20 protein-coding genes are annotated in these 17,766 nt (G+C 60.9%); 13 read left to right on the top strand and 7 right to left on the bottom strand.

What is annotated here, in order from left to right:
* Window positions 1-73: 73 nt before the first annotated feature.
* Together AB5Y54_RS09965 and AB5Y54_RS09960 are read right to left on the bottom strand one after the other, a co-directional pair.
* Complete coding sequence (locus AB5Y54_RS09965; protein WP_368153573.1) at window positions 74-1,924, bottom strand: extracellular solute-binding protein; 1,851 nt, start codon at window positions 1,922-1,924, stop codon at window positions 74-76.
* 90 nt (window positions 1,925-2,014) lie between these two features.
* Window positions 2,015-2,908, bottom strand: coding sequence for an EamA family transporter (locus AB5Y54_RS09960; protein ID WP_010675306.1), 894 nt, complete (start codon window positions 2,906-2,908; stop codon window positions 2,015-2,017).
* 178 nt (window positions 2,909-3,086) lie between these two features.
* Here AB5Y54_RS09960 and AB5Y54_RS09955 point away from each other — a divergent pair, with 178 nt between their 5' ends.
* Window positions 3,087-3,275, top strand: a complete 189-nt coding sequence (locus tag AB5Y54_RS09955; protein WP_042017535.1) for a hypothetical protein — start codon at window positions 3,087-3,089, stop codon at window positions 3,273-3,275.
* Here the strand turns inward: AB5Y54_RS09955 and AB5Y54_RS09950 are convergent.
* Window positions 3,272-4,462: an HD-GYP domain-containing protein gene (locus AB5Y54_RS09950; RefSeq protein ID WP_041214868.1), complete on the bottom strand. Its 1,191-nt coding sequence runs from the start codon at window positions 4,460-4,462 to the stop codon at window positions 3,272-3,274. The genes AB5Y54_RS09955 and AB5Y54_RS09950 overlap by 4 nt on opposite strands.
* Before the next feature lie 172 nt (window positions 4,463-4,634).
* On the opposite strand from AB5Y54_RS09950, the gene rsuA reads away from it, so the two are divergent.
* A complete protein-coding gene (gene rsuA, locus AB5Y54_RS09945) occupies window positions 4,635-5,327 on the top strand; it encodes a 16S rRNA pseudouridine(516) synthase RsuA (protein ID WP_039040228.1) in 693 nt (230 codons plus the stop codon).
* A 97-nt stretch (window positions 5,328-5,424) separates the two neighbouring features.
* Here the strand turns inward: rsuA and AB5Y54_RS09940 are convergent, their stop codons facing one another.
* Window positions 5,425-6,327 (bottom strand): DMT family transporter, encoded by a 903-nt coding sequence (locus AB5Y54_RS09940; RefSeq protein WP_010675302.1) that lies wholly within the window; start codon window positions 6,325-6,327, stop codon window positions 5,425-5,427.
* Window positions 6,328-6,617: 290 nt separating this feature from the next.
* Between AB5Y54_RS09940 and AB5Y54_RS09935 the strand changes: the two genes are divergently transcribed.
* On the top strand, window positions 6,618-8,255 hold the full coding sequence (locus AB5Y54_RS09935) for a peptide ABC transporter substrate-binding protein (RefSeq protein ID WP_039040230.1): 1,638 nt from the start codon (window positions 6,618-6,620) through the stop codon (window positions 8,253-8,255).
* A gap of 10 nt (window positions 8,256-8,265) precedes the next feature.
* The gene (gene yfcE, locus AB5Y54_RS09930) at window positions 8,266-8,808 is read left to right on the top strand and encodes a phosphodiesterase (protein WP_042017538.1); all 543 of its coding nucleotides are present in this window, start codon (window positions 8,266-8,268) and stop codon (window positions 8,806-8,808) included.
* A 43-nt stretch (window positions 8,809-8,851) separates the two neighbouring features.
* On the opposite strand, the gene AB5Y54_RS09925 is transcribed toward yfcE, so the two are convergent.
* From AB5Y54_RS09925 to flgA, 3 genes are all read right to left on the bottom strand, one after another.
* Window positions 8,852-9,268, bottom strand: a complete 417-nt coding sequence (locus AB5Y54_RS09925; protein ID WP_039040232.1) for a flagella synthesis protein FlgN — start codon at window positions 9,266-9,268, stop codon at window positions 8,852-8,854.
* Window positions 9,265-9,585 (bottom strand): flagellar biosynthesis anti-sigma factor FlgM, encoded by a 321-nt coding sequence (gene flgM / locus AB5Y54_RS09920; RefSeq protein WP_042864123.1) that lies wholly within the window; start codon window positions 9,583-9,585, stop codon window positions 9,265-9,267. Before flgM ends, AB5Y54_RS09925 begins: the two co-directional genes overlap by 4 nt.
* 94 nt (window positions 9,586-9,679) lie before the next feature.
* On the bottom strand, window positions 9,680-10,285 hold the full coding sequence (gene flgA, locus AB5Y54_RS09915; protein ID WP_029314756.1) for a flagellar basal body P-ring formation chaperone FlgA: 606 nt from the start codon (window positions 10,283-10,285) through the stop codon (window positions 9,680-9,682).
* Between the two features lie 237 nt (window positions 10,286-10,522).
* On the opposite strand from flgA, the gene AB5Y54_RS09910 reads away from it, so the two are divergent.
* From AB5Y54_RS09910 to flgH, 9 genes are all read left to right on the top strand, one after another.
* Window positions 10,523-11,434 (top strand): chemotaxis protein CheV, encoded by a 912-nt coding sequence (locus AB5Y54_RS09910; RefSeq protein WP_010675296.1) that lies wholly within the window; start codon window positions 10,523-10,525, stop codon window positions 11,432-11,434.
* Window positions 11,435-11,451: 17 nt separating this feature from the next.
* Window positions 11,452-12,276 (top strand): protein-glutamate O-methyltransferase CheR, encoded by an 825-nt coding sequence (locus AB5Y54_RS09905; protein ID WP_010675295.1) that lies wholly within the window; start codon window positions 11,452-11,454, stop codon window positions 12,274-12,276.
* Window positions 12,277-12,337: 61 nt separating this feature from the next.
* On the top strand, window positions 12,338-12,739 hold the full coding sequence (flgB, locus tag AB5Y54_RS09900) for a flagellar basal body rod protein FlgB (RefSeq protein ID WP_010675294.1): 402 nt from the start codon (window positions 12,338-12,340) through the stop codon (window positions 12,737-12,739).
* A complete protein-coding gene (gene flgC / locus AB5Y54_RS09895; protein WP_005329775.1) occupies window positions 12,736-13,155 on the top strand; it encodes a flagellar basal body rod protein FlgC in 420 nt (139 codons plus the stop codon). Before flgB ends, flgC begins: the two co-directional genes overlap by 4 nt.
* Before the next feature lie 90 nt (window positions 13,156-13,245).
* A complete protein-coding gene (locus tag AB5Y54_RS09890; RefSeq protein ID WP_010675293.1) occupies window positions 13,246-13,983 on the top strand; it encodes a flagellar hook assembly protein FlgD in 738 nt (245 codons plus the stop codon).
* Between the two features lie 10 nt (window positions 13,984-13,993).
* Window positions 13,994-15,340 (top strand): flagellar hook protein FlgE, encoded by a 1,347-nt coding sequence (gene flgE, locus AB5Y54_RS09885; protein ID WP_039040233.1) that lies wholly within the window; start codon window positions 13,994-13,996, stop codon window positions 15,338-15,340.
* A 146-nt stretch (window positions 15,341-15,486) separates the two neighbouring features.
* Window positions 15,487-16,233, top strand: coding sequence for a flagellar basal-body rod protein FlgF (gene flgF / locus AB5Y54_RS09880; RefSeq protein ID WP_010675291.1), 747 nt, complete (start codon window positions 15,487-15,489; stop codon window positions 16,231-16,233).
* 14 nt (window positions 16,234-16,247) lie between these two features.
* Window positions 16,248-17,036, top strand: coding sequence for a flagellar basal-body rod protein FlgG (gene flgG / locus AB5Y54_RS09875; RefSeq protein ID WP_010675290.1), 789 nt, complete (start codon window positions 16,248-16,250; stop codon window positions 17,034-17,036).
* A gap of 16 nt (window positions 17,037-17,052) precedes the next feature.
* On the top strand, window positions 17,053-17,724 hold the full coding sequence (flgH, locus tag AB5Y54_RS09870; protein WP_010675289.1) for a flagellar basal body L-ring protein FlgH: 672 nt from the start codon (window positions 17,053-17,055) through the stop codon (window positions 17,722-17,724).
* The last annotated feature ends 42 nt before the right edge of the window (window positions 17,725-17,766 follow it).

Raw genomic sequence — 17,766 nt, 5'->3', positions numbered from 1 at the left:
GCCATCCCGGTTGTAACAAAGACCCCGCCAATGTGCGGGGTCTTTTGTTTTGGGGCCGACGGTGCCAGCTGCCCTATTTTTGCTGGTAGGTGGTATCCGTGATGGTCACCGGCGGGAAGGTCTGCCCCTCTTTGATGGCGGCCCGGGTCTGCGCCTTTGCCGCTTCGTCAATCCAGAGCAGGCCGCCGAAGCTGTAACCCGAGTTGGAGCCGTCGAGGGGCCAGTAGAGCAAGTCGCTCTGGGGGGTTGCCGGCACCTTGGGCAGGCGTACCCAGCGCCAGGCGCCGGCCCGGGTATAGGGCACCTGATAGGCGGGGACGAAGCTGGCGAGCTCATAGAGTCGCTGCTGGATCTGGCGGGAGAGGTCGGCCTTCTTGCCGAAATCGAACGCCTTGTCGTATTGCTCCACCAGGGCCGAGATCCTGTCGTCATCGATGTTCATGATGTTGTTGGTCTGGGGCTTGTTGGCATTGACCCTGTGGAAGTGTTCCCAATAGGCGGGATAGCGACCGCCGCTCCAGGCCATCCAGGCACTCTGGTGTTTTTTCTCCAGCATGGATTTGAAGCCGGCAGACGCATCCATCAGATTGAGCTCGAGGTTGAGCCCCGCCTTTTTCGCCTCTTCCCGCAGCAGGGTGAGGCGCTGGGCATGCTCCGCCGTGGTGTAGGTGATGCTGAGGGAGAGGGGCTGGCCCTTGTCGTTTCGCAAGATGCCATCCGGTCCGGCCTTGGTGAAGCCCGCCTTGGCAAAGAATTCGCGAGCAAGGGTGGGATCGAAGGGGCGCGCCTTGAGGTCGGTATTGGTGAAATCTCCCTGGCCCGAGCCATAGGTGTTGAGACGCTGGTAGTCCCCCCGCAGCAGGGTCGCGATCATCTTGTCCAGGGCGAGGGCGTGCTGGATGCCGAGTCTGACGTCGAGATTGCTCAGCAAGGGATCGGCGGTATTGAGATAGAGCCCCATGGGGGGCTGAGGCGTCTGGTTGTAGAACCAGAGCCGCTCGATATAGCCCTTCTCGAATTCGGCGGTCTTGCTCTTGTCGTGCCACCAGTTGGGCATCACGAGGGGGAAGGTGTCGAGCTCACCGCGCAGGAAGTGCTGCCAGGCGATGTTCTGATCCCTGAGCACCTTGATCTCGATGCGATCCGGATTGAAGCGGTGCTGGAAGTAGCGCTCGTCGTTCCCCCACCAATCCTTGACCCGGTCGAAGGTAACCGACTTGCCCTTCTTGAGCTCGCCAATCTGGTAGGGGCCGGTGACCGGCAGCACCTTCCAGTTGTACTCCTTGACCCAGTTGGCGGTCAGCTTGATGGCGTGGCTGGGCTCCGGGGTGAAGGGGAGGGCTTCGAGCAGATCTTCCCGGCTCTTCTCGGTGCCGCTGGTGATGGCGAGGGTGTGATCGTCAAACTTGGTCACTTCGCTTATCTGGGTGCTGTAGTAGTTGTTGTACCAGGGGTCGTTGATCTCCTTGCTGCGCATCATCTTGAGGGTGAAGACCCAGTCGTCCGCAGTGACGGGCTGGCCGTCCGACCAGCGGGCCTTGGGGTTGATACGAAAATAGAGCGTCTTGTTATCCGCACCGAAAGCCCACTGATTGGCCAGCATGGGGATGGGATTGCGCGTCACGGGATGGGTGCTCAGGAGCGGCAGGTTGGTCTCGCGCACGTAGGCTGCAAAGCCGCCGTTGGAATCCGGCCCGTATTTGCGCAAGGTGAGCGGAAAGCTCGACATGAAATCCCGGAAGGTGCCGCCTCGCTTGGCCTCGGGGTCTGCATAAACGGGGTCGGTGTCGTTGCTCTCCCATTTGAGATCTGCCGGCAGGGTGGCACTCCAGCCGAACGGGCTCCAGCAGAAGGGGAGCAGCATGGCCGTGACCCGCATGATGCCTGGTAAAGAGGGGATGATCGAAAATGACGGATGACGCATGTCCTTGCTCTCCTGATGATGGCGTCCTGCCGAAATAACGGGGTGGGCCCAAGAGGGCCTGACCCATGATGGGAAGTTTCCCGGGCGAGGTCAATCCTCGGTTTGGGTCTTCAAGAAGCGCATCTTGCCCCCCAGCAGATGCACCACGAAGCCGAGCAGCACCAGACCCGAGCCCAGCCATTGCAGGGGAGTGGGGTGTTCATCGAGCAGCAGGGCGGCGGCCACCATGCCGACACAGGGAACCAGCAGGGAGAGGGGGGCAACCTGGGCCACCGGATAGCGCATCAGCAGCCTCCCCCACAGGCCATAACCGAGCCAGGTGGCGATAAACGAGAGATAGAGCACGCACAAGACGCCCTGCCAACGGATGTTGAGCAGGCTGCTCGCGATGAGTTCGGGCCCCTCGAACAGCCAGGAGAGCGCGAAGAAGGGCAGGATGGGCACCAGCCCGCCCCAGGCGACCAGGCTCGGCAGAGAGGTGCGATAGCGCAGACCTATCTGGCGATTGATGACGTTGCCAAGGCCCCAGCAGGCGGCTGCGCACAGCGTCAGCACAAACCCGATGAGGGTGAGGTTGCCCTCGCCATGGGTGGCAATGAGATAAAGACCTGCTCCCGCCAGCGGCAGTGCCACCCAGTGGTGGGGCTGCCAGCGCTCTCCCAGCCAGATCATGGCGAACAGCAGGGTGAAGACCACCTGGGATTGCAGCACCAGGGAGGCCATGCCGGCGGGCATGCCGAATTTCATGGCGCAGAACAGGAAGGCAAACTGGCCCAGGCTGATCGCACCGCCATAGGCCAGCAGCCAGCGCCAGGGCATGGCAGGCCTGGGGACCAGCAGAATGGCGGGGAAGACGACTCCGACGAAACGCAGTGCTCCCAGCAGCAGTGGGGGGATGCCTTCCAGCCCCCACTTGATGGCAACGAAGTTGAGTCCCCAGCAGAGAATGACCAGGGCGGCCAGACACTTGTCCTTGGTTTGCATGCAGCATCCTTGTTTGAGCGGCGCCGGCACGGCAGGGCGCCGAAGGGGTCGAGCATACCTGCTACAGGGTGGGCACCGTCAAGGGCGCAGGTGTCTGCCGGGCGAGTGCAGGCGGGCTAAGCTAAAAGTGAGAGCCCGGATTGACGGGCTGGCGTCGATGGCTGACCGGAGGTATTCCATGAGCGACCATACCCTGCTGCCCCATGGTGAAGACTTGCGCCGCGCGGTGCGCTGGCTCAGCGAACACCATCAACACGACATCCGGGCCATCGAAGAGGCCTGCCTGCGCTTCGATCTCTCCCCGCTGGATGAGGAGTTCCTGATTCGCCATTGCCGCGAGCAGCCGCCAACAAGCCGGATAGGTTAGACGAAGTTGGCCAGGTTGATGCCAAACTCCTTGGGGTCCACCGTGCTCTCTATGGTCTCCTGAACCCCGTTTTTGGCGAGATCCAGCCACTGCACCTCGAGATAATGGCGATGGCCTGCGTGATAGATCACCTTGACCACGGGCTTGAGCGGTTGCTGTTCGTTGCGCTGCATCACGATGGCCAGGCGCTGGTTGGAGAGCTGCACCAGGGTACCCACCGGATAGACCCCCATGCACTTGATGAACCTGGTTACCAGGTCGGCATCAAAATGCAGATCAACCCCCTTGAGCAGAATGCGAAACGCCTGGGTTGGCTGCATGCCCTGTTTGTATACCCTGTCTGCCGTCACCGCATCGTAGACATCGACGATGCCGCTCATGCGGGTGTAGAGGGAGAGCTGATCCCCCTTGAGGCGCCGCGGGTAGCCGGTGCCATCGATCCGCTCGTGATGGTTGGCGGCCACCTCCAGCATGATGGGGGTGATGCCGGCGGTGGCGGCCAGGATGTCGTGGCTGTGGACCACGTGCTCGCGCATCACCTCCAGCTCCTCATCGGTGAGCTTGCCCGGTTTGTTGAGCACCTCGTCCGGGGTCATGATCTTGCCCACGTCGTGGAGCAGGCCACCGAGGGTCAGCTCCTTGAGGACGCTGCGATCCAGCCCCAGGTAGCGGCCGAAGTTCGCCAGGAGGATGGCGACATTCATGGAGTGCTCCATCAGGTAGGCATCCTTGGCACGGATCCGCGCCAGACAGAGCATGGCATCGCCGTGGGTGAACATGGTATCGACCATCTCTTCGGCCACGGCGGCAAGGGGCGTGATGTCGATGGGCTCTCCGGCCTTGAGATGGCGAATGAACTTGCCTTGCAGTTCGCGCGCTTCCTGATAGAGCCGACGGATCTTGAGCTCGCGCCCTTCACCACTGCCGATCTGACGAGAGGAGCCCGCCCCGTTTGTCACCACATCCGCCGGGCTTGCCGAGCCCCCTCCCGGCAGCTTGCTGCGGGCAAGATCCACACGCACCGTCAGCACGCCGCGCCGGATCAGCGCCTCCACCTGCTGGGGGTTGGTCACCATGCCGGTCTGGGCAATCTCCATGGCGCCGGTCTGGCTGGCAATGGCAATGACGTACATGCCAGGTTTTAGCTGGCTGACGGGGATGACGGGGTGAGACTTCGTCGGCTTCATGGGTACATCCTGGGCTTATTATTATGTGTGATGTCGGTCTGCTGACGGCAGTCTATCACTGGCACATCATGGCGTCAGGCGCCATCTTGAGTCCCTGTCGCTTAGTACTGGTGTTGTCGGGTCTGACCGATATAATGTCGCCCCCAATCATGATGGATTCCGAGGTTTTTGCATGCGGCTCGACAAATTTCTTTGCGATTGCTCCGATTTGACCCGTTCCCAGGCGGGCAAGCTGATCCGTCAGGGGGAAGTGCTGGTAGACGGCGTGCTGGTCAAGCAGCCCGCCTTTCACATCAATGAGCAACACCAGATCGAGTTTGACGGTGTGACCTTGACCCTGAACCTGCAGAATCGCTACTTCATGCTGCACAAGCCGGAAGGATATGTCTGCTCCAACGAGGACCCGGACCACGCCACCGTGTTCCACCTGCTCGACGAGCCGGCCATGGGCAAACTGCACGTGGTGGGGCGCCTCGATCTCGATACCACCGGGCTGGTGCTGATCACCGATGACGGCCAGTGGTCCCATCGCATCACGTCGCCCCGGCACGAGTGTGCGAAGACCTACCATGTCTGGCTGGCTGATCCCGTGAGTGAAGAGGCCATCTCGCTCTTTGCCGACGGTATCTACCTGCGCAACGAGAACGACAAGACCCGCCCTGCGGAGCTGGAAATCCTTGACGAGCGGGAAGCACGTCTGACCATCCACGAGGGCAAGTATCACCAGGTGAAGCGGATGTTCGCCGCCATCGGCAACAAGGTGGTCGGGCTGCATCGGGAACGCATTGGCGATCTGGCTCTTGACGATGAGCTGGCACCGGGGGAATACCGGGAGCTGACCGAAGAGGAAGTGGCCCTGTTCTAGGGGCGCGATCGCCTCTCTCCCTGTCCGGCACGGGGGAGCATCGGCGGCTCAGTGTCGCCGATGGGCGTGTTGGTCCTTCCTGGAGGATAGACGGGGCTCAGTTCCCCATTCCCAGCACCAGGGCCGTGCCCAGGGTGGCCAGCAGGGCTCCGGCCCAGGCGGGGAGCGAGGGACGCATCCCCGAGTGCCACCACAGCAAGGGCAGCAGAATGACCGGTGTGGTGGAAGACAAGATGGCCACCATACCCACATCTCCCTGACGCAGGGCCACCAGGATCAGGGTCATTCCCAGCGTCATCGCCAGAAATCCGTTGATGCCTATCATGCCGAGCACCTGCCGGTTGATGGGGTTGTGCGGCATGGCGAGCGGCAGGCGCAGTGCCCGCAAGACGCAGTGTGCCAAGAGGGCGCTGCCCATGCGCACGCCGGAAGCGCTCACCGCGTCCACGGTGCCGCTCATCATCACCGGCTTGGCGATGATGGCTCCGAGGCTCTGGCACAGGGCTGCGGTGAGGCCAAGGGCTATGCCGACCACGAGGCGGCCGCGCACCTGCTCCCATTCGTTCTGCTGGTTGTCGCCACGACGACCAAACAGGATGGCGAGCATGACCCCGGCCAGGACCAGCAAGGCGCCTGGCAGGCGCCAACCATCGAGCCGCTCGCCAAAGAGCCAGAGCCCGAGCAGGGCGGAGAAGAGGGCGTGGCAGGAGAAGAGCAGACCGCTGCGCCTGGGGCCGAGCCGGTTCATGCAGGCAAAGAGGGCGGTGTCGCCGACGAAGATGCCGATGAGGCCGGAGAGGGCCAGCAGGGGAAGGGCGCTCTCGGTGAGGGTCTGCCAGCCTCCCGTCACCAGACTTGCGCTGGCCAGCATCAGGCTGACCAGGAACATCCGCCAGCGGCTGTAGGCAAAGGCCCCCAGATGGCGAGCCGGTTTGACGGAGATGAGGGCGGCGATCGCCCATAAACTGGCGGCAGCCAGCGCCAGCCATTCGTAACCCATAAAGACCCCTGAAACGGTAGACGACAACCGGACTTGCAGGCGACACATCGCCCCGGGCCGATTGCCAACGAGGCAGGGGAGTGCGCCTTCTGGCGATTGCGCCCACCCGTGGCGGCCGTGTCGTCATAAAACCTTGAAAAAAATAGCCCGAAAGACTCCCTCTATCGGGCAGGCCCGATACAATACGGGTCGTCTTCGGGGATAACAAGCGCGGCATGATGCATTCGATTCCAGGCGCGCCGCCGGCCTTCCCCCCATTGCAGTCAAAAGAATTGAACGAGGTTGATGTCATGTTTTACCGTTTCGCCGCCAGGCCAGCCCGCCGCTGGCTCTCTCCCTTGCTGTTCGGGTTGATGGCGGTGCCGCCGCTTCAGGCCACTACCGTGGTGCAGCAGCCCGTGCTGTCGGACAGGCAGACCCTGGTCAAGGGCAATGGCGCCGAACCCGAGTCCCTCGATCCGGCCCTGATCCGCTCCGGTTTCCCGGGGGAGGTGGTGCTGGTGGACCTGTTCGAGGGGCTGGTGAGCGAGGATGGTCAGGGCAAGATAGTGCCCGCCCAGGCCCAGCGCTGGGAGACCAGCGAGGATGGGCTGGTGTGGCGCTTCTTCCTGCGTCCCCAGCTCAAATGGTCCAACGGCGAGCCCCTCACCGCCCGGGATTTCGTCTACGCCTGGCGGCGGCTGCTGAACCCGGCGCAGGCTTCCCCCTCCGCCGGCCTGCTGCTGGCGACCGGCATCAACAATGCCCAGTCCATCTATGCCGGGGCGCTCGACCTCGATGCCCTGGGGGTGGAGGCAGAAAGCGACCAGATCCTGAAAGTGACCCTGGAGCGCCCCGTTCCCTATTTCCTGCAACTGGTCAGCCAGCGCCCCTTCGTGCCGGTCAACGAGCGGGTCATCGCCCAGTTTGGCAAGCAGTGGACCCAGCCAGGCAAGATGGTGAGCAATGGCCCCTACAAGCTGGCGAGCTGGGTGGTGAACGAGCGCATCGAAGCCGAACGCAACCCCCAGTACTGGGATGACGCCCATACCCGGATCCAGCGGGTGACCTACCTGCCGCTCGCTTCCCAGCATGGGGAGCGGCTGCGTTACGAAGCGGGGGAGATCCAGCTTACCAACAAGGTGGCGCTGGAGTACTACCAGAAGACCATGCAGGAGGCACCGGAGCGGATCTGGGGTCTGCCGCTGCTTGGCACCTATCTTTACACTTTCAATCTCAATCGCCCCGAGTTGCAGGATGTGCGGGTGCGTCAGGCGCTCTCCATGGCCATCGATCGCCACCTGCTGACCGAGAAGGTGAGCGGCCAGGGGGAGCGCTCTGCCTGGTCACTGCTGCCCGCCATGCCGGGTTATGACGAGCTGGATATCCCCCTCTCCCGGGAAGACCAGCCGACCCGGTTGGCCCGGGCCGCCGCGCTGTTGGCCCAGGCGGGCTACAACAGCGCCCATCCCCTCAGGCTGACGCTGACCTACAACACGTCGGAGAACCACAAGAAGCTGGCCCTGGCGGTGGCGGCCATGTGGAAACCGCTGGGGGTCGAAGTCTCCCTCAACAACATGGAGTGGAATGCCTATCAGGTCGCCAAGGACAGTGGTGATTTCATGCTGGCTCGTTCATTTTTGTTTGGTGATTATGTCGAGCCGTCGTCCATGCTTGGCAGTTTCCGCTGCCAGGATCCCCAGAACGAGAGCGGCTACTGCAACCCCGCCTTCGATGGTCTGCTGCAGCAGGCTTCCGAGACCCTGGATGCCAACGCCCGGTCCGGGATCTATCATCAGGCCGAGCAACTGCTGATGGAGGAGGTGCCCGTCATCCCCGTCTATCACTACAACCAGATGCGACTGGTGGACCCGGCACTGCGCGGCTTGCCGAGCCGCAACCTCAAGGGCGCCATCGCCACCAAGGATCTCTATTTCAGCCAGCCATGAGGAGTGTGGAATGAAGATTGCCATTATCTCGGATCTGCACGGCAGTCTGACTGCCCTCGAGCAGGTGCTGGCGCAACTCGCTCCCTGGCAGCCTGATCACTATCTGCTGCTCGGGGATCTGCTCAATCACGGGCCGCGCAATCCGGTGCCGGCGGGGTATGATCCTGCCGCCGTGGCGGCAAGGCTCAACGAGCTGGCCCCCCGCATCATGGCGGTGCGTGGCAATTGTGATTCGGAGGTGGACCAGATGCTGCTCCACTTCCCCATCACGGCGCCCTACAACCAGCTGCTGGTGGATGGGCGGCGCTGGTTTGTCAGCCACGGTCATCTCTATGAGCCCGGCAACGTGCCCCTGCCAGCAGGGAGCCTGTTCATCAGCGGTCATACCCATGTGCCTGTGCTGCGCCAGGAGGGAGAGATTTTCCTGATGAACCCGGGGTCTATCTGTTTTCCAAGGGGCGAGTGGGTGGCCAGTTATGGGCGCTATGACGAGGGCTGCATGAGCATCCATGCCTGCAAGGATGGAGAAACCCTGATGCAGCTGGTGCTCTGACTAGGGGCCCAAAAGGAGAGGAAGCCCGAAGGGGGAGAGGAGATCAGGCCTTGATCCCGAAAGAGCGGGTGCCTGAGCGGGTATTGCCTTTGGCGTCATAGGTCAGGGAGCTGCTGTCTCTGAGCTTGCTGAGGAAGCTGGCGAGACGGCGATTGGAAACAATGCTGAGTTCGAGCAGACGTCCATTGAGGTTGTTCTGCTCCTGACAGGCTTCCAGCTTGGCTTGCAGGGCCTGCAATTGGGTCGGGAAGGCGCCCAGCTGTTGCTGCAGGTCGGGTAGCTCCGCTAGAGTCTTGTCCAGCGTCTCGATGGCCACCAGCAGTTGCTGCTTGCGATCGGCGAGTGCCGGCAAGGCAAGGGCCCGGTGAGCCTTGAGCAGGTCGAACTCCTCTGCCAGCAAGCCTTGCATCTGGGAGAGGTTGTCGTCCTGAGCGCGCAGCAGCGAAGGGAGGTCCATCATCCCAACCGTTTATCCAGATCGGCTTCGAAGCTGAACATCTTTCTGGCCACGGCTTCGCTGTTGACCTTGTACTCCCCACTGGCCACGGCCTTCTTCAGGCTCTCGACGCGGCTCTCGTTACCGGTGGAGGCGGTGTTGAGGGTCTTCTGCATCTGTTGCAATTGCTGCGCCTCACTGGTCAAGGAGACAGAGTCGCTCTTGACGGTCGTCGCACGGCTGCTCTCGCTGGAGGTCGCCGACTTGGTGGCTACACCTTGGCTGTTGCCGCTGTTTTGCAGGCGGTTGTTAGCCAAGTTGTTGATATTGTTGATAGCCATAAGGTTTACCTTCGTCTGCTTTACTGTTCGCTTACCTGTATATCGGTGACGGCGGTCAGAACTTTAGAAAAAAATTGCGCAGTGCATTCATGTGTCAGAATGTAACGACCACGGAGCCCACAGCACTGACCTGGCCTTGCACCGTTCTGCCCGAGCGCGTGTTGACAAGCCGGATCATGTCTCCGAAGCTGCCATCTTGCAAGGCGCGGGCCATGGTTTTGATCTGCATGCTGCTGTTTTCGGCGCTCAGGGTGACCTGGTCCCCCTTGCAGACCACGCATACCTGGGTGAGCCTGATTGGCTGACCCGGTTTGAGCTCACGCTTGCTGCGTACCCCGATGAGGGCGGTCGGGTCGGTAAGGTAGTCGCCACGGATCAGGGTCTGATCCTGGTATGCCAGGGTCAGCATGGGTTCACTCAGAATATCTCCCTTGGCAACCGGGACGGCGACGGTGACATAGGGTTTCTGGATGCTGACCCGGACCGGTAGATAGAGATCCCAGGATTTGTCTCCCTCGCACTTGAGGTAGACGGTGGTGTTGCGACGGATCTCCATCCTGGCGGGGAGGGAAATGGTGAGGGCATCTTCGCAGCGCGTGAGGGGGAGGCGCTCGTCAATGGTACCGGCCTTGACGTCGGCCTGTGCATCGAGGGGAATATCGAGCTGGTCGAGCACGAACGCCTGTGCCTGTTCTTGCAGATAGTCGGTGACCTCGGACGCCATGGCGTGAGACAGACTGCAAAACGGCAGTAAGATAAGGAAAAGTCTACTAATCATTTTTGCTTACCGGTCGATAAGTTATTCACGTATACCACCGTAGTTAACTATGCTTGCTCCAGAATTATTCGATTGTTGAAACAACGATGATCTGATGCAAGCCAATGTGCATGCATAATGACATGCACGATCAGTGCCAAGCATTTTTAGGGAGTGTTTATGGCGAGTATTCTGGACTCGGTCAACCAGCGAACCCAGCTAGTGGGACAAAACAGGCTGGAGCTGCTGTTGTTTCGTCTCAATGGACGTCAAAGATTTGGCATCAACGTATTCAAGGTACGCGAGGTGCTGCAGTGTCCCCCTCTGACCGTCATGCCCAAGCTCAACTCCTGCATTCGCGGCGTGGCACATATCCGTGGCCAGACCATCTCGGTGATCGATCTCAGCATGGCGATGGGCAAGCGCCCCATCCAGGACCTCTCCAAGTGCTTCATCATCATCTCCGAGTACAACCGCTCCATTCAGGGGTTCCTGGTCCACTCGGTCGAGCGCATCATCAACATGAACTGGGAGTCCATCCTGCCGCCACCCAAAGGGGCCGGTCGCATCAACTACATGACGGCGGTGACCGAGGTAGATGGTGAGCTGGTGGAGATCCTGGACGTGGAGCGCATTCTCAACGAGATCTCGCCGGTCTCCACCGAGGTGTCCACCGAACTGGTGGAAGCAAGCGTGGAGCGCAATCCTCACGGGCGTCCCGTGCTGGTTGCGGACGACTCTTCGGTGGCGCGCAAGCAGGTTCAACGGGCACTGGAGGCTATCGGGGTACAGTGCGTGCTGGCCAAGGATGGACGGGAAGCGCTCAACATGTTGCTGGAGATGTCCAAGAACGGTCCCATCAAGGATCAGATAGCCCTGGTCATTTCGGACATCGAGATGCCGGAGATGGACGGTTATACCTTCACCGCCGAGATCCGCAACAATCCCAACCTCAAGGATTTGCATGTTATCCTGCACACTTCCCTCAGTGGGGTGTTCAATCAGGCCATGGTGCAGAAAGTCGGAGCGAACAATTTCATTGCCAAATTCCAGCCGGATGAATTGGCCAAGGCCGTACAAGGCGCTCTCTAATCAAGAAGAACAACTGCATGAAGACACTTTCGGACGACTTATACAGGCAATTCAGCAATTTTCTGGCGCAACAGAGCGGCATAGTGCTGGGTGACAACAAACAGTATCTGGTCAAGAGCCGCCTGTCGCCCTTGATGACTCAGTTTGGTATCGAGAGTCTGTCTGATCTGGTCACCCGGGCGATGAGCGTGCGCGAGCGGGAGCTCAAGATGGCGGTGGTCGATGCCATGACCACCAACGAGACCCTGTGGTTTCGCGATACCTATCCGTTCCAGCTGCTGAGCGACAAGATTTTCCCGGAGCTTGGCAAGAGCGGTCGTCCCATCAAGATATGGTCTGCCGCCTCTTCATCCGGGCAGGAACCTTACTCCATCGCCATGACGGCGCTGGAGCAGCAAGTCAAGCGACCGGGTACCTTGCCGGGCGGGGTGCAGATAGTGGGGACCGATATCTCCAGCACCATGCTCAACCAGTGCAAGGAGGGGGTCTACGACAGCCTGGCGCTGGCTCGCGGGCTCTCCCCCGAGCGCAAGCGACTCTTTTTCGAACCCTGTGGCGACAACAAGATGCGGGTGGTGGAGCGTGTCAGAAAATTGACCAGCTTCCGTCCCCTCAACCTGCTGGAGAGCTACAGCCTGCTCGGCAAGTTTGACATCATCTTCTGCCGCAACGTACTCATCTATTTTGCGCCCGAAGTGAAATCCAAGATCCTCAACCAGTTCGCCAGCAGCCTCAATCCTGGCGGCTACCTGATGCTGGGGGCCTCCGAGTCTCTGGCCGGCCTCACCGACAAGTTCGAGATGATCCGCTGCAACCCCGGCATCGTCTACAAGGTCAAATAACCCCGCTCAATACCCTCTTGGCACACCTCTTGCTAAATATTCATGAAGCAGGAGGTGTGCTATGGCAATTTCATTCGACAAGGCATTCGGTGTTCATCAGTACACGCTGAGCGTGCGCGCCAAGCGTGCCGAGGTGTTGTCCAGCAACATCGCCAATGCGGACACGCCGGGCTTCAAGGCCCGTGACATCGACTTCTCACAGGCGTTGCAGGATGCCCAGGGCCAGCAAGGGTTCGGGCTCAGCACCACCAGCGAGAAGCACTTCGCCTTGCAGATGGATACCCCGGGCACGACCCAGTACCGCAATCCCCTGCAACCGGATACCGGTGATGGCAACACGGTGGACGTGCAGCAGGAGCGCAGCGAGTTCCTGCGCAACAGCCTCGAATACCAGGCCTCCCTTGAATTCATGAACAGCAAGATAAGCGGCCTGCTCAAGGCACTGAAAGGAGAGCAAGGATGAGTTTGTTCAAGGTCTTTGACATTGCAGGCTCTGCCATGAGCGCGCAGTCCGTTCGCCTCAACACGGTGGCGAGCAACATGGCCAACGCTGACAGCGTCAGCTCCAGCGTGGAAAAAACTTACCACGCCAGGCGGCCAGTCTTTGCCGCCCAGCTGGATCAGGCCATGTCCGACAAGCAGGCCTCGGTCGGGGTGGATGTGAAGGGCATCGTCGAGAGTGATGCGCCCCTGCTCAAGGAGTACAACCCGAATCACCCCATGGCGGACAAGGATGGCTTCATCTTCAAGCCCAACGTCAACATGGTGGAAGAGATGGCGGACATGATAGCGGCGTCGCGCAGCTACCAGACCAACGTCCAGGTGGCCGATGCGGCCAAGAAAATGTTGCAGCAGACCCTGGGTCTGGGCAAGTCCTGACAGAGGTGAACCCGGATGAGAGTGACCCGTGATCGCCTGCCAGGCGGCAACAATCGGCCCAGTGGGCACGCCCTAGAGGGGGGAGCATAAGTGGCAGATACCTATGACAGCCTGCTGGGCGTCAACCGGACGACGTCGGCCCAGACCAGTACGGTCAACACCAGTACCCAGAAAAAGGAGCTGGATCAGGAGTCCTTCCTGAAGCTGCTGACCATGCAGCTCTCCTATCAGGATCCGTTCAAACCGGTGGACAACGCCCAGATGCTTTCCCAGATGACCTCGATGTCGACGTCTCAGGGGATCAGCAGCCTCTCCACCCAGATGGAGAGCCTCAACAGCCTGATGACCTCCAGCCAGGCGCTGCAGGCCTCCGCGCTGGTGGGACAGAACGTGCTGATCCCGTCCAACACGGGTTACGTGGAGAAGGGGGGGACCCTCACGGGGGTCATCGCCACCGGCGATGGCGGCAGCAACATCAAGGTGACGGTGAAGGACGAGAGCGGCCAGGTCATCAGGGAGTTCGCCATCGAAGGGAGCCACAAGGGAAACGTGGCCTTCGAATGGGATGGCAAGGACAAGTCCGGCAACCAGGCCAAGAGCGGCAAATATTCGATAGAGGCGCATGCCACCGTCGACGGCAAGTCGGAGAGCGTCCCCGCCCTGACTTACGCCAAGGTGGAGAGCGTCACCCTGGGAACGAGCACCAACCCCAGCACCCTCAAACTCAAGGGACTGGGTGGCATCTACCTGACCGATGTATTGGAAATTGGCGCGACGACCGGCAAGACCACCACCCAGTCGGCTTCGTCCTCTAACGCAGTGATCTAAGGAGAAAGACATGTCATTCAACAATGCCCTCAGCGGCATCAATGCGGCTCAAAAAGACCTGAACGTCACCGCGAACAACATTGCCAACGTCAATACCACCGGCTTCAAGGAGTCCCGTGCCGAGTTTGCCGACGTCTATGCCAACTCCATCTTCGTCAACGCCAAGACCCAGGTCGGCAACGGGGTGGCGACTGGCGCGGTAGCCCAGCAGTTCCACCAGGGCGCGCTGCAATTCACCAACAACGCGCTGGATCTCGCCATCCAGGGCAACGGCTTCTTCGTGACCTCGGACGGCCTGACCAACCTGGATCGCACCTACACCCGTGCGGGCGCCTTCAAGCTCAATGAAAGCAGCTACATGGTCAGCAACTCCGGCGGTTATCTGCAGGGGTACGAGATCAACTCTGATGGCACCCCCAAGGCGGTGAGCATCAACGCTACCAAGCCCATCCAGATCCCGGACAAGGCCGGTGAGCCGGTGCAGACCACGACGGTCGAGGCTGGTTTCAACCTGCCTTCCAGCACGAAAACGCTGATGGATGTCAATGCCTCCAAATTCGATCCCACGGACTCGACCACCTACTCCTCCTCTACTTCCGTGGTGGTCTATGACTCCCTGGGCGAGCCACACACCATCACCCAGTACTTCACCAAGGAAGCGGATCCGGCCGATCCTACCCAAGCGGCGGTGCCGACTGCCTGGCGTATGTACCTCTATGAAGGGGACAAGCCCATCGACATCGTAGGCGGTACGGCCACCACCATGGCGACCGGTCTGAGCCAGGCTCCCCTGAGCGCCCGGGTGACCTTCGATGCCTCCGGCAAGATGGTCACACCCACCACCCCGGCGGTCATCAAGACGGAACCCCTGGGGGCGACAGGGGCCGGTATCATCACCAATGGCGCCGATGGCACCCAGGAGATTGAGTTCAAGCTTGGTACCGTGACCCAGTACGCCTCCCCCTTTGAAGTGAGCAAGCTGACCCAGGACGGCTCCACCGTCGGTCGCCTGACCAAGGTGGAGATCGGGGCGGATGGCATTGTCTCCGCCACTTACAGCAACGCCACCACCGTCAAGGTGGCCATGGTGGCCATGGCGAAGTTTGCCAATGCCCAGGGGCTCACCCAGGTCGGCGACACCTCCTGGCGCCAGTCCCTGCTCTCTGGCGATGCCTTGCCCGGCACCCCGAACTCCGGCACCTTCGGCTCCATCAAGTCGTCGGCACTGGAGCAGTCCAACGTGGACCTCACCACCGAGCTGGTCGATCTCATCACTGCCCAGCGCAACTTCCAGGCGAACTCCCGTTCCCTGGAAGTGAACAGCTCCCTGCAGCAGAACATACTGCAGATCCGCTAAGACGGCGGGTAGTTGGCAGGGGCGCTTCGGCGCCCCTTGTCATTTCCGTCCCGCCTCATTTCCTCCTTTCATTCCGTCTTCGTCATCTCTATTGGCATTCAACTTGCAGTTGAGCTGTGAGAGTCATCTGTTTGACGGAGGATCCCATGGATCACCTGCTTTACATCGCCATGTCCGGGGCCAAGGAGAACATGAACAGCCTGGCTGTTCGTGGCAACAACCTTGCCAACGCCAACACCATTGGCTTCAAGTCCGACTTCGAGCAGGCGCGCAGCATGCAGGCGTTTGGCGAAGGGCTGCCCACGCGGGTGTTCGCCATGACCGAGCGGCCGGGCCAGAACCTGCAGCACGGCATGCTGATGACCACGGGTCGGGATCTTGACGTTGCCGTCGATGGGCCGGGCTGGATTGCGGTGCAGGATCCCAACGGTGCGGAAGCCTATACCCGCATGGGCAACCTGCAGCTCAATGCCACCGGCAATCTGCAGACTTCCACCGGTCTGAATGTGGTGGATGATGCCGGTCAGCCCATCGTGCTGCCCCTGCCCATGGAGAAAATTGAGATCAATCGTGACGGTACCATCAGCGGCCGTCCCGAGGGGGCAGCCGCCAACCTGCCGGAAGATTTCCAGCGTATCAAGCTGGTCAACCCGGCGGCAGATGCGGTGGAGAAAGGCCAGGACGGCCTGTTTCGCCGCAAGGATGGCCAGAATGAGGCCGCGTCTGCGGATGTGGGCCTGATCGCCGGCTCCCTTGAGGGGAGCAACGTCAACGTGGTCGACGAGATGACCAACCTTATTCGCTTGCAACGTCAGTTTGAAACTCAGGTCAAGATCATGAAGACCGCCGAGGAGAACGACGAGGCACAAACCCAGCTGCTGCGTATCAGCTAATCAAGGAGCACCCCATGAATCCTGCACTCTGGATCAGCAAGACCGGCCTCGATGCCCAGCAGACCAACATCTCGGTCACCTCGAACAACCTGGCGAACGCCAGCACAGTGGGCTACAAGAAGGCGCGGGCCATCTTCGAGGATCTGCTTTATCAGAACATCAACCAGCCTGGCGGTCGCTCCTCGGCGGACACAGAGCTCCCTTCCGGCCTGATGCTGGGGGCGGGGGCCAAGGTGGTCGCCACCCAGAAAAACCACAGTCAGGGCAACGTCCAGACCACGGACAACTCCCTTGACTTGATGATCAGCGGTCGCGGCTACTTCGAAATCCAGCTGCCCGATGGCAGCGCCGCCTATACCCGTAACGGCCAGTTCACCCTGAACGACGAGGGGACCATCGTCACCCCGGGCAACGGTTACCCGCTGCAACCAGAGATCCAGATCCCCGAGAACGCCCAGAGCGTCACCGTGGGGGAGGATGGCCAGGTCTCCGTCCAGCTCAAGGGGGATGGCCAATCCCAGGTGGTGGGCCAGATCAACACCACGGACTTCGTCAACCCCACCGGCCTGCAGCCCATGGGGGAGAACCTCTTCCTCGAGACCCAGTCCAGCGGCGCCCCCATTCAGGGGACTGCCGGTGCGGACGGGCTGGGGGTGATCAAGCAGGGGATGCTGGAGACCTCCAACGTCAACGTGACCGAGGAGCTGGTGAATCTCATCCAGGCTCAGCGGGTCTACGAGATGAACTCCAAGGTCATCTCCGCCGTCGACTCCATGATGTCCTTCCTGACCCAGCGGACCTGATGAAAGGAGTGTCATGATGAAAGCCATATGGATGCTGGGACTGCTGACGCTGGCGGGTTGCACCAGTACCCCCAATACCGCCAAACCGGATGACCCGGATTTCGCCCCCGTCTACGGGGAGTCGGAGCCGGTGTCGGTGCGCCCGACCGGCGCCATCTTCCAGCCCGAGCAGGTCAACGGCATCTACTCGGACATCAAGGCGCACCGGGTGGGTGACATCATCACCATCCAGTTGGCGGAGTCGACCTCGGCGTCGAAAAAGGCCAACACCCAGAGCGGCAAGGACAACAAGCTGGCGCTCGACCCCGTCACCCTAGGTGGCGTGCCGGTCACGGCGGGGCCCTACGATCTGTCGGCCTCCATCGGCCAGAACAGTGCCTTCAAGGGGCAGGCCAAGGCGGATCAGAGCAACAGCCTGCAGGGCAACATCTCGGTCAGCGTGGTCAAGGTACTGCCAAACGGCAACCTGCTGGTGCGCGGCGAGAAGTGGATCATGCTCAACAATGGCAACGAATACATCCGCATCACCGGTCTGGTGCGCCCGGAGGACGTGAGCTCGGAGAACAGCGTCTCCTCCCAGCGGGTGGCCAATGCGCGTATCTATTACGGCGGTACCGGGGATCTGGCGAACACCCAGGAACAGGGCTGGCTCACCAGCTTCTTCAACGGCCCCTGGTGGCCCATTTAAGACTCAAGAGTCCGGGGCGTTCACGGGCCCTGGATCAGGAAG

This window comes from Aeromonas sp. s9 (genome assembly GCF_040907765.1).
In the GTDB taxonomy this organism is placed as follows: Bacteria; Pseudomonadota; Gammaproteobacteria; order Enterobacterales; family Aeromonadaceae; genus Aeromonas; species Aeromonas caviae.
Note: the sequence above shows the minus strand (reverse complement) of the source record. Positions and strands in the feature narration are given on the sequence as shown.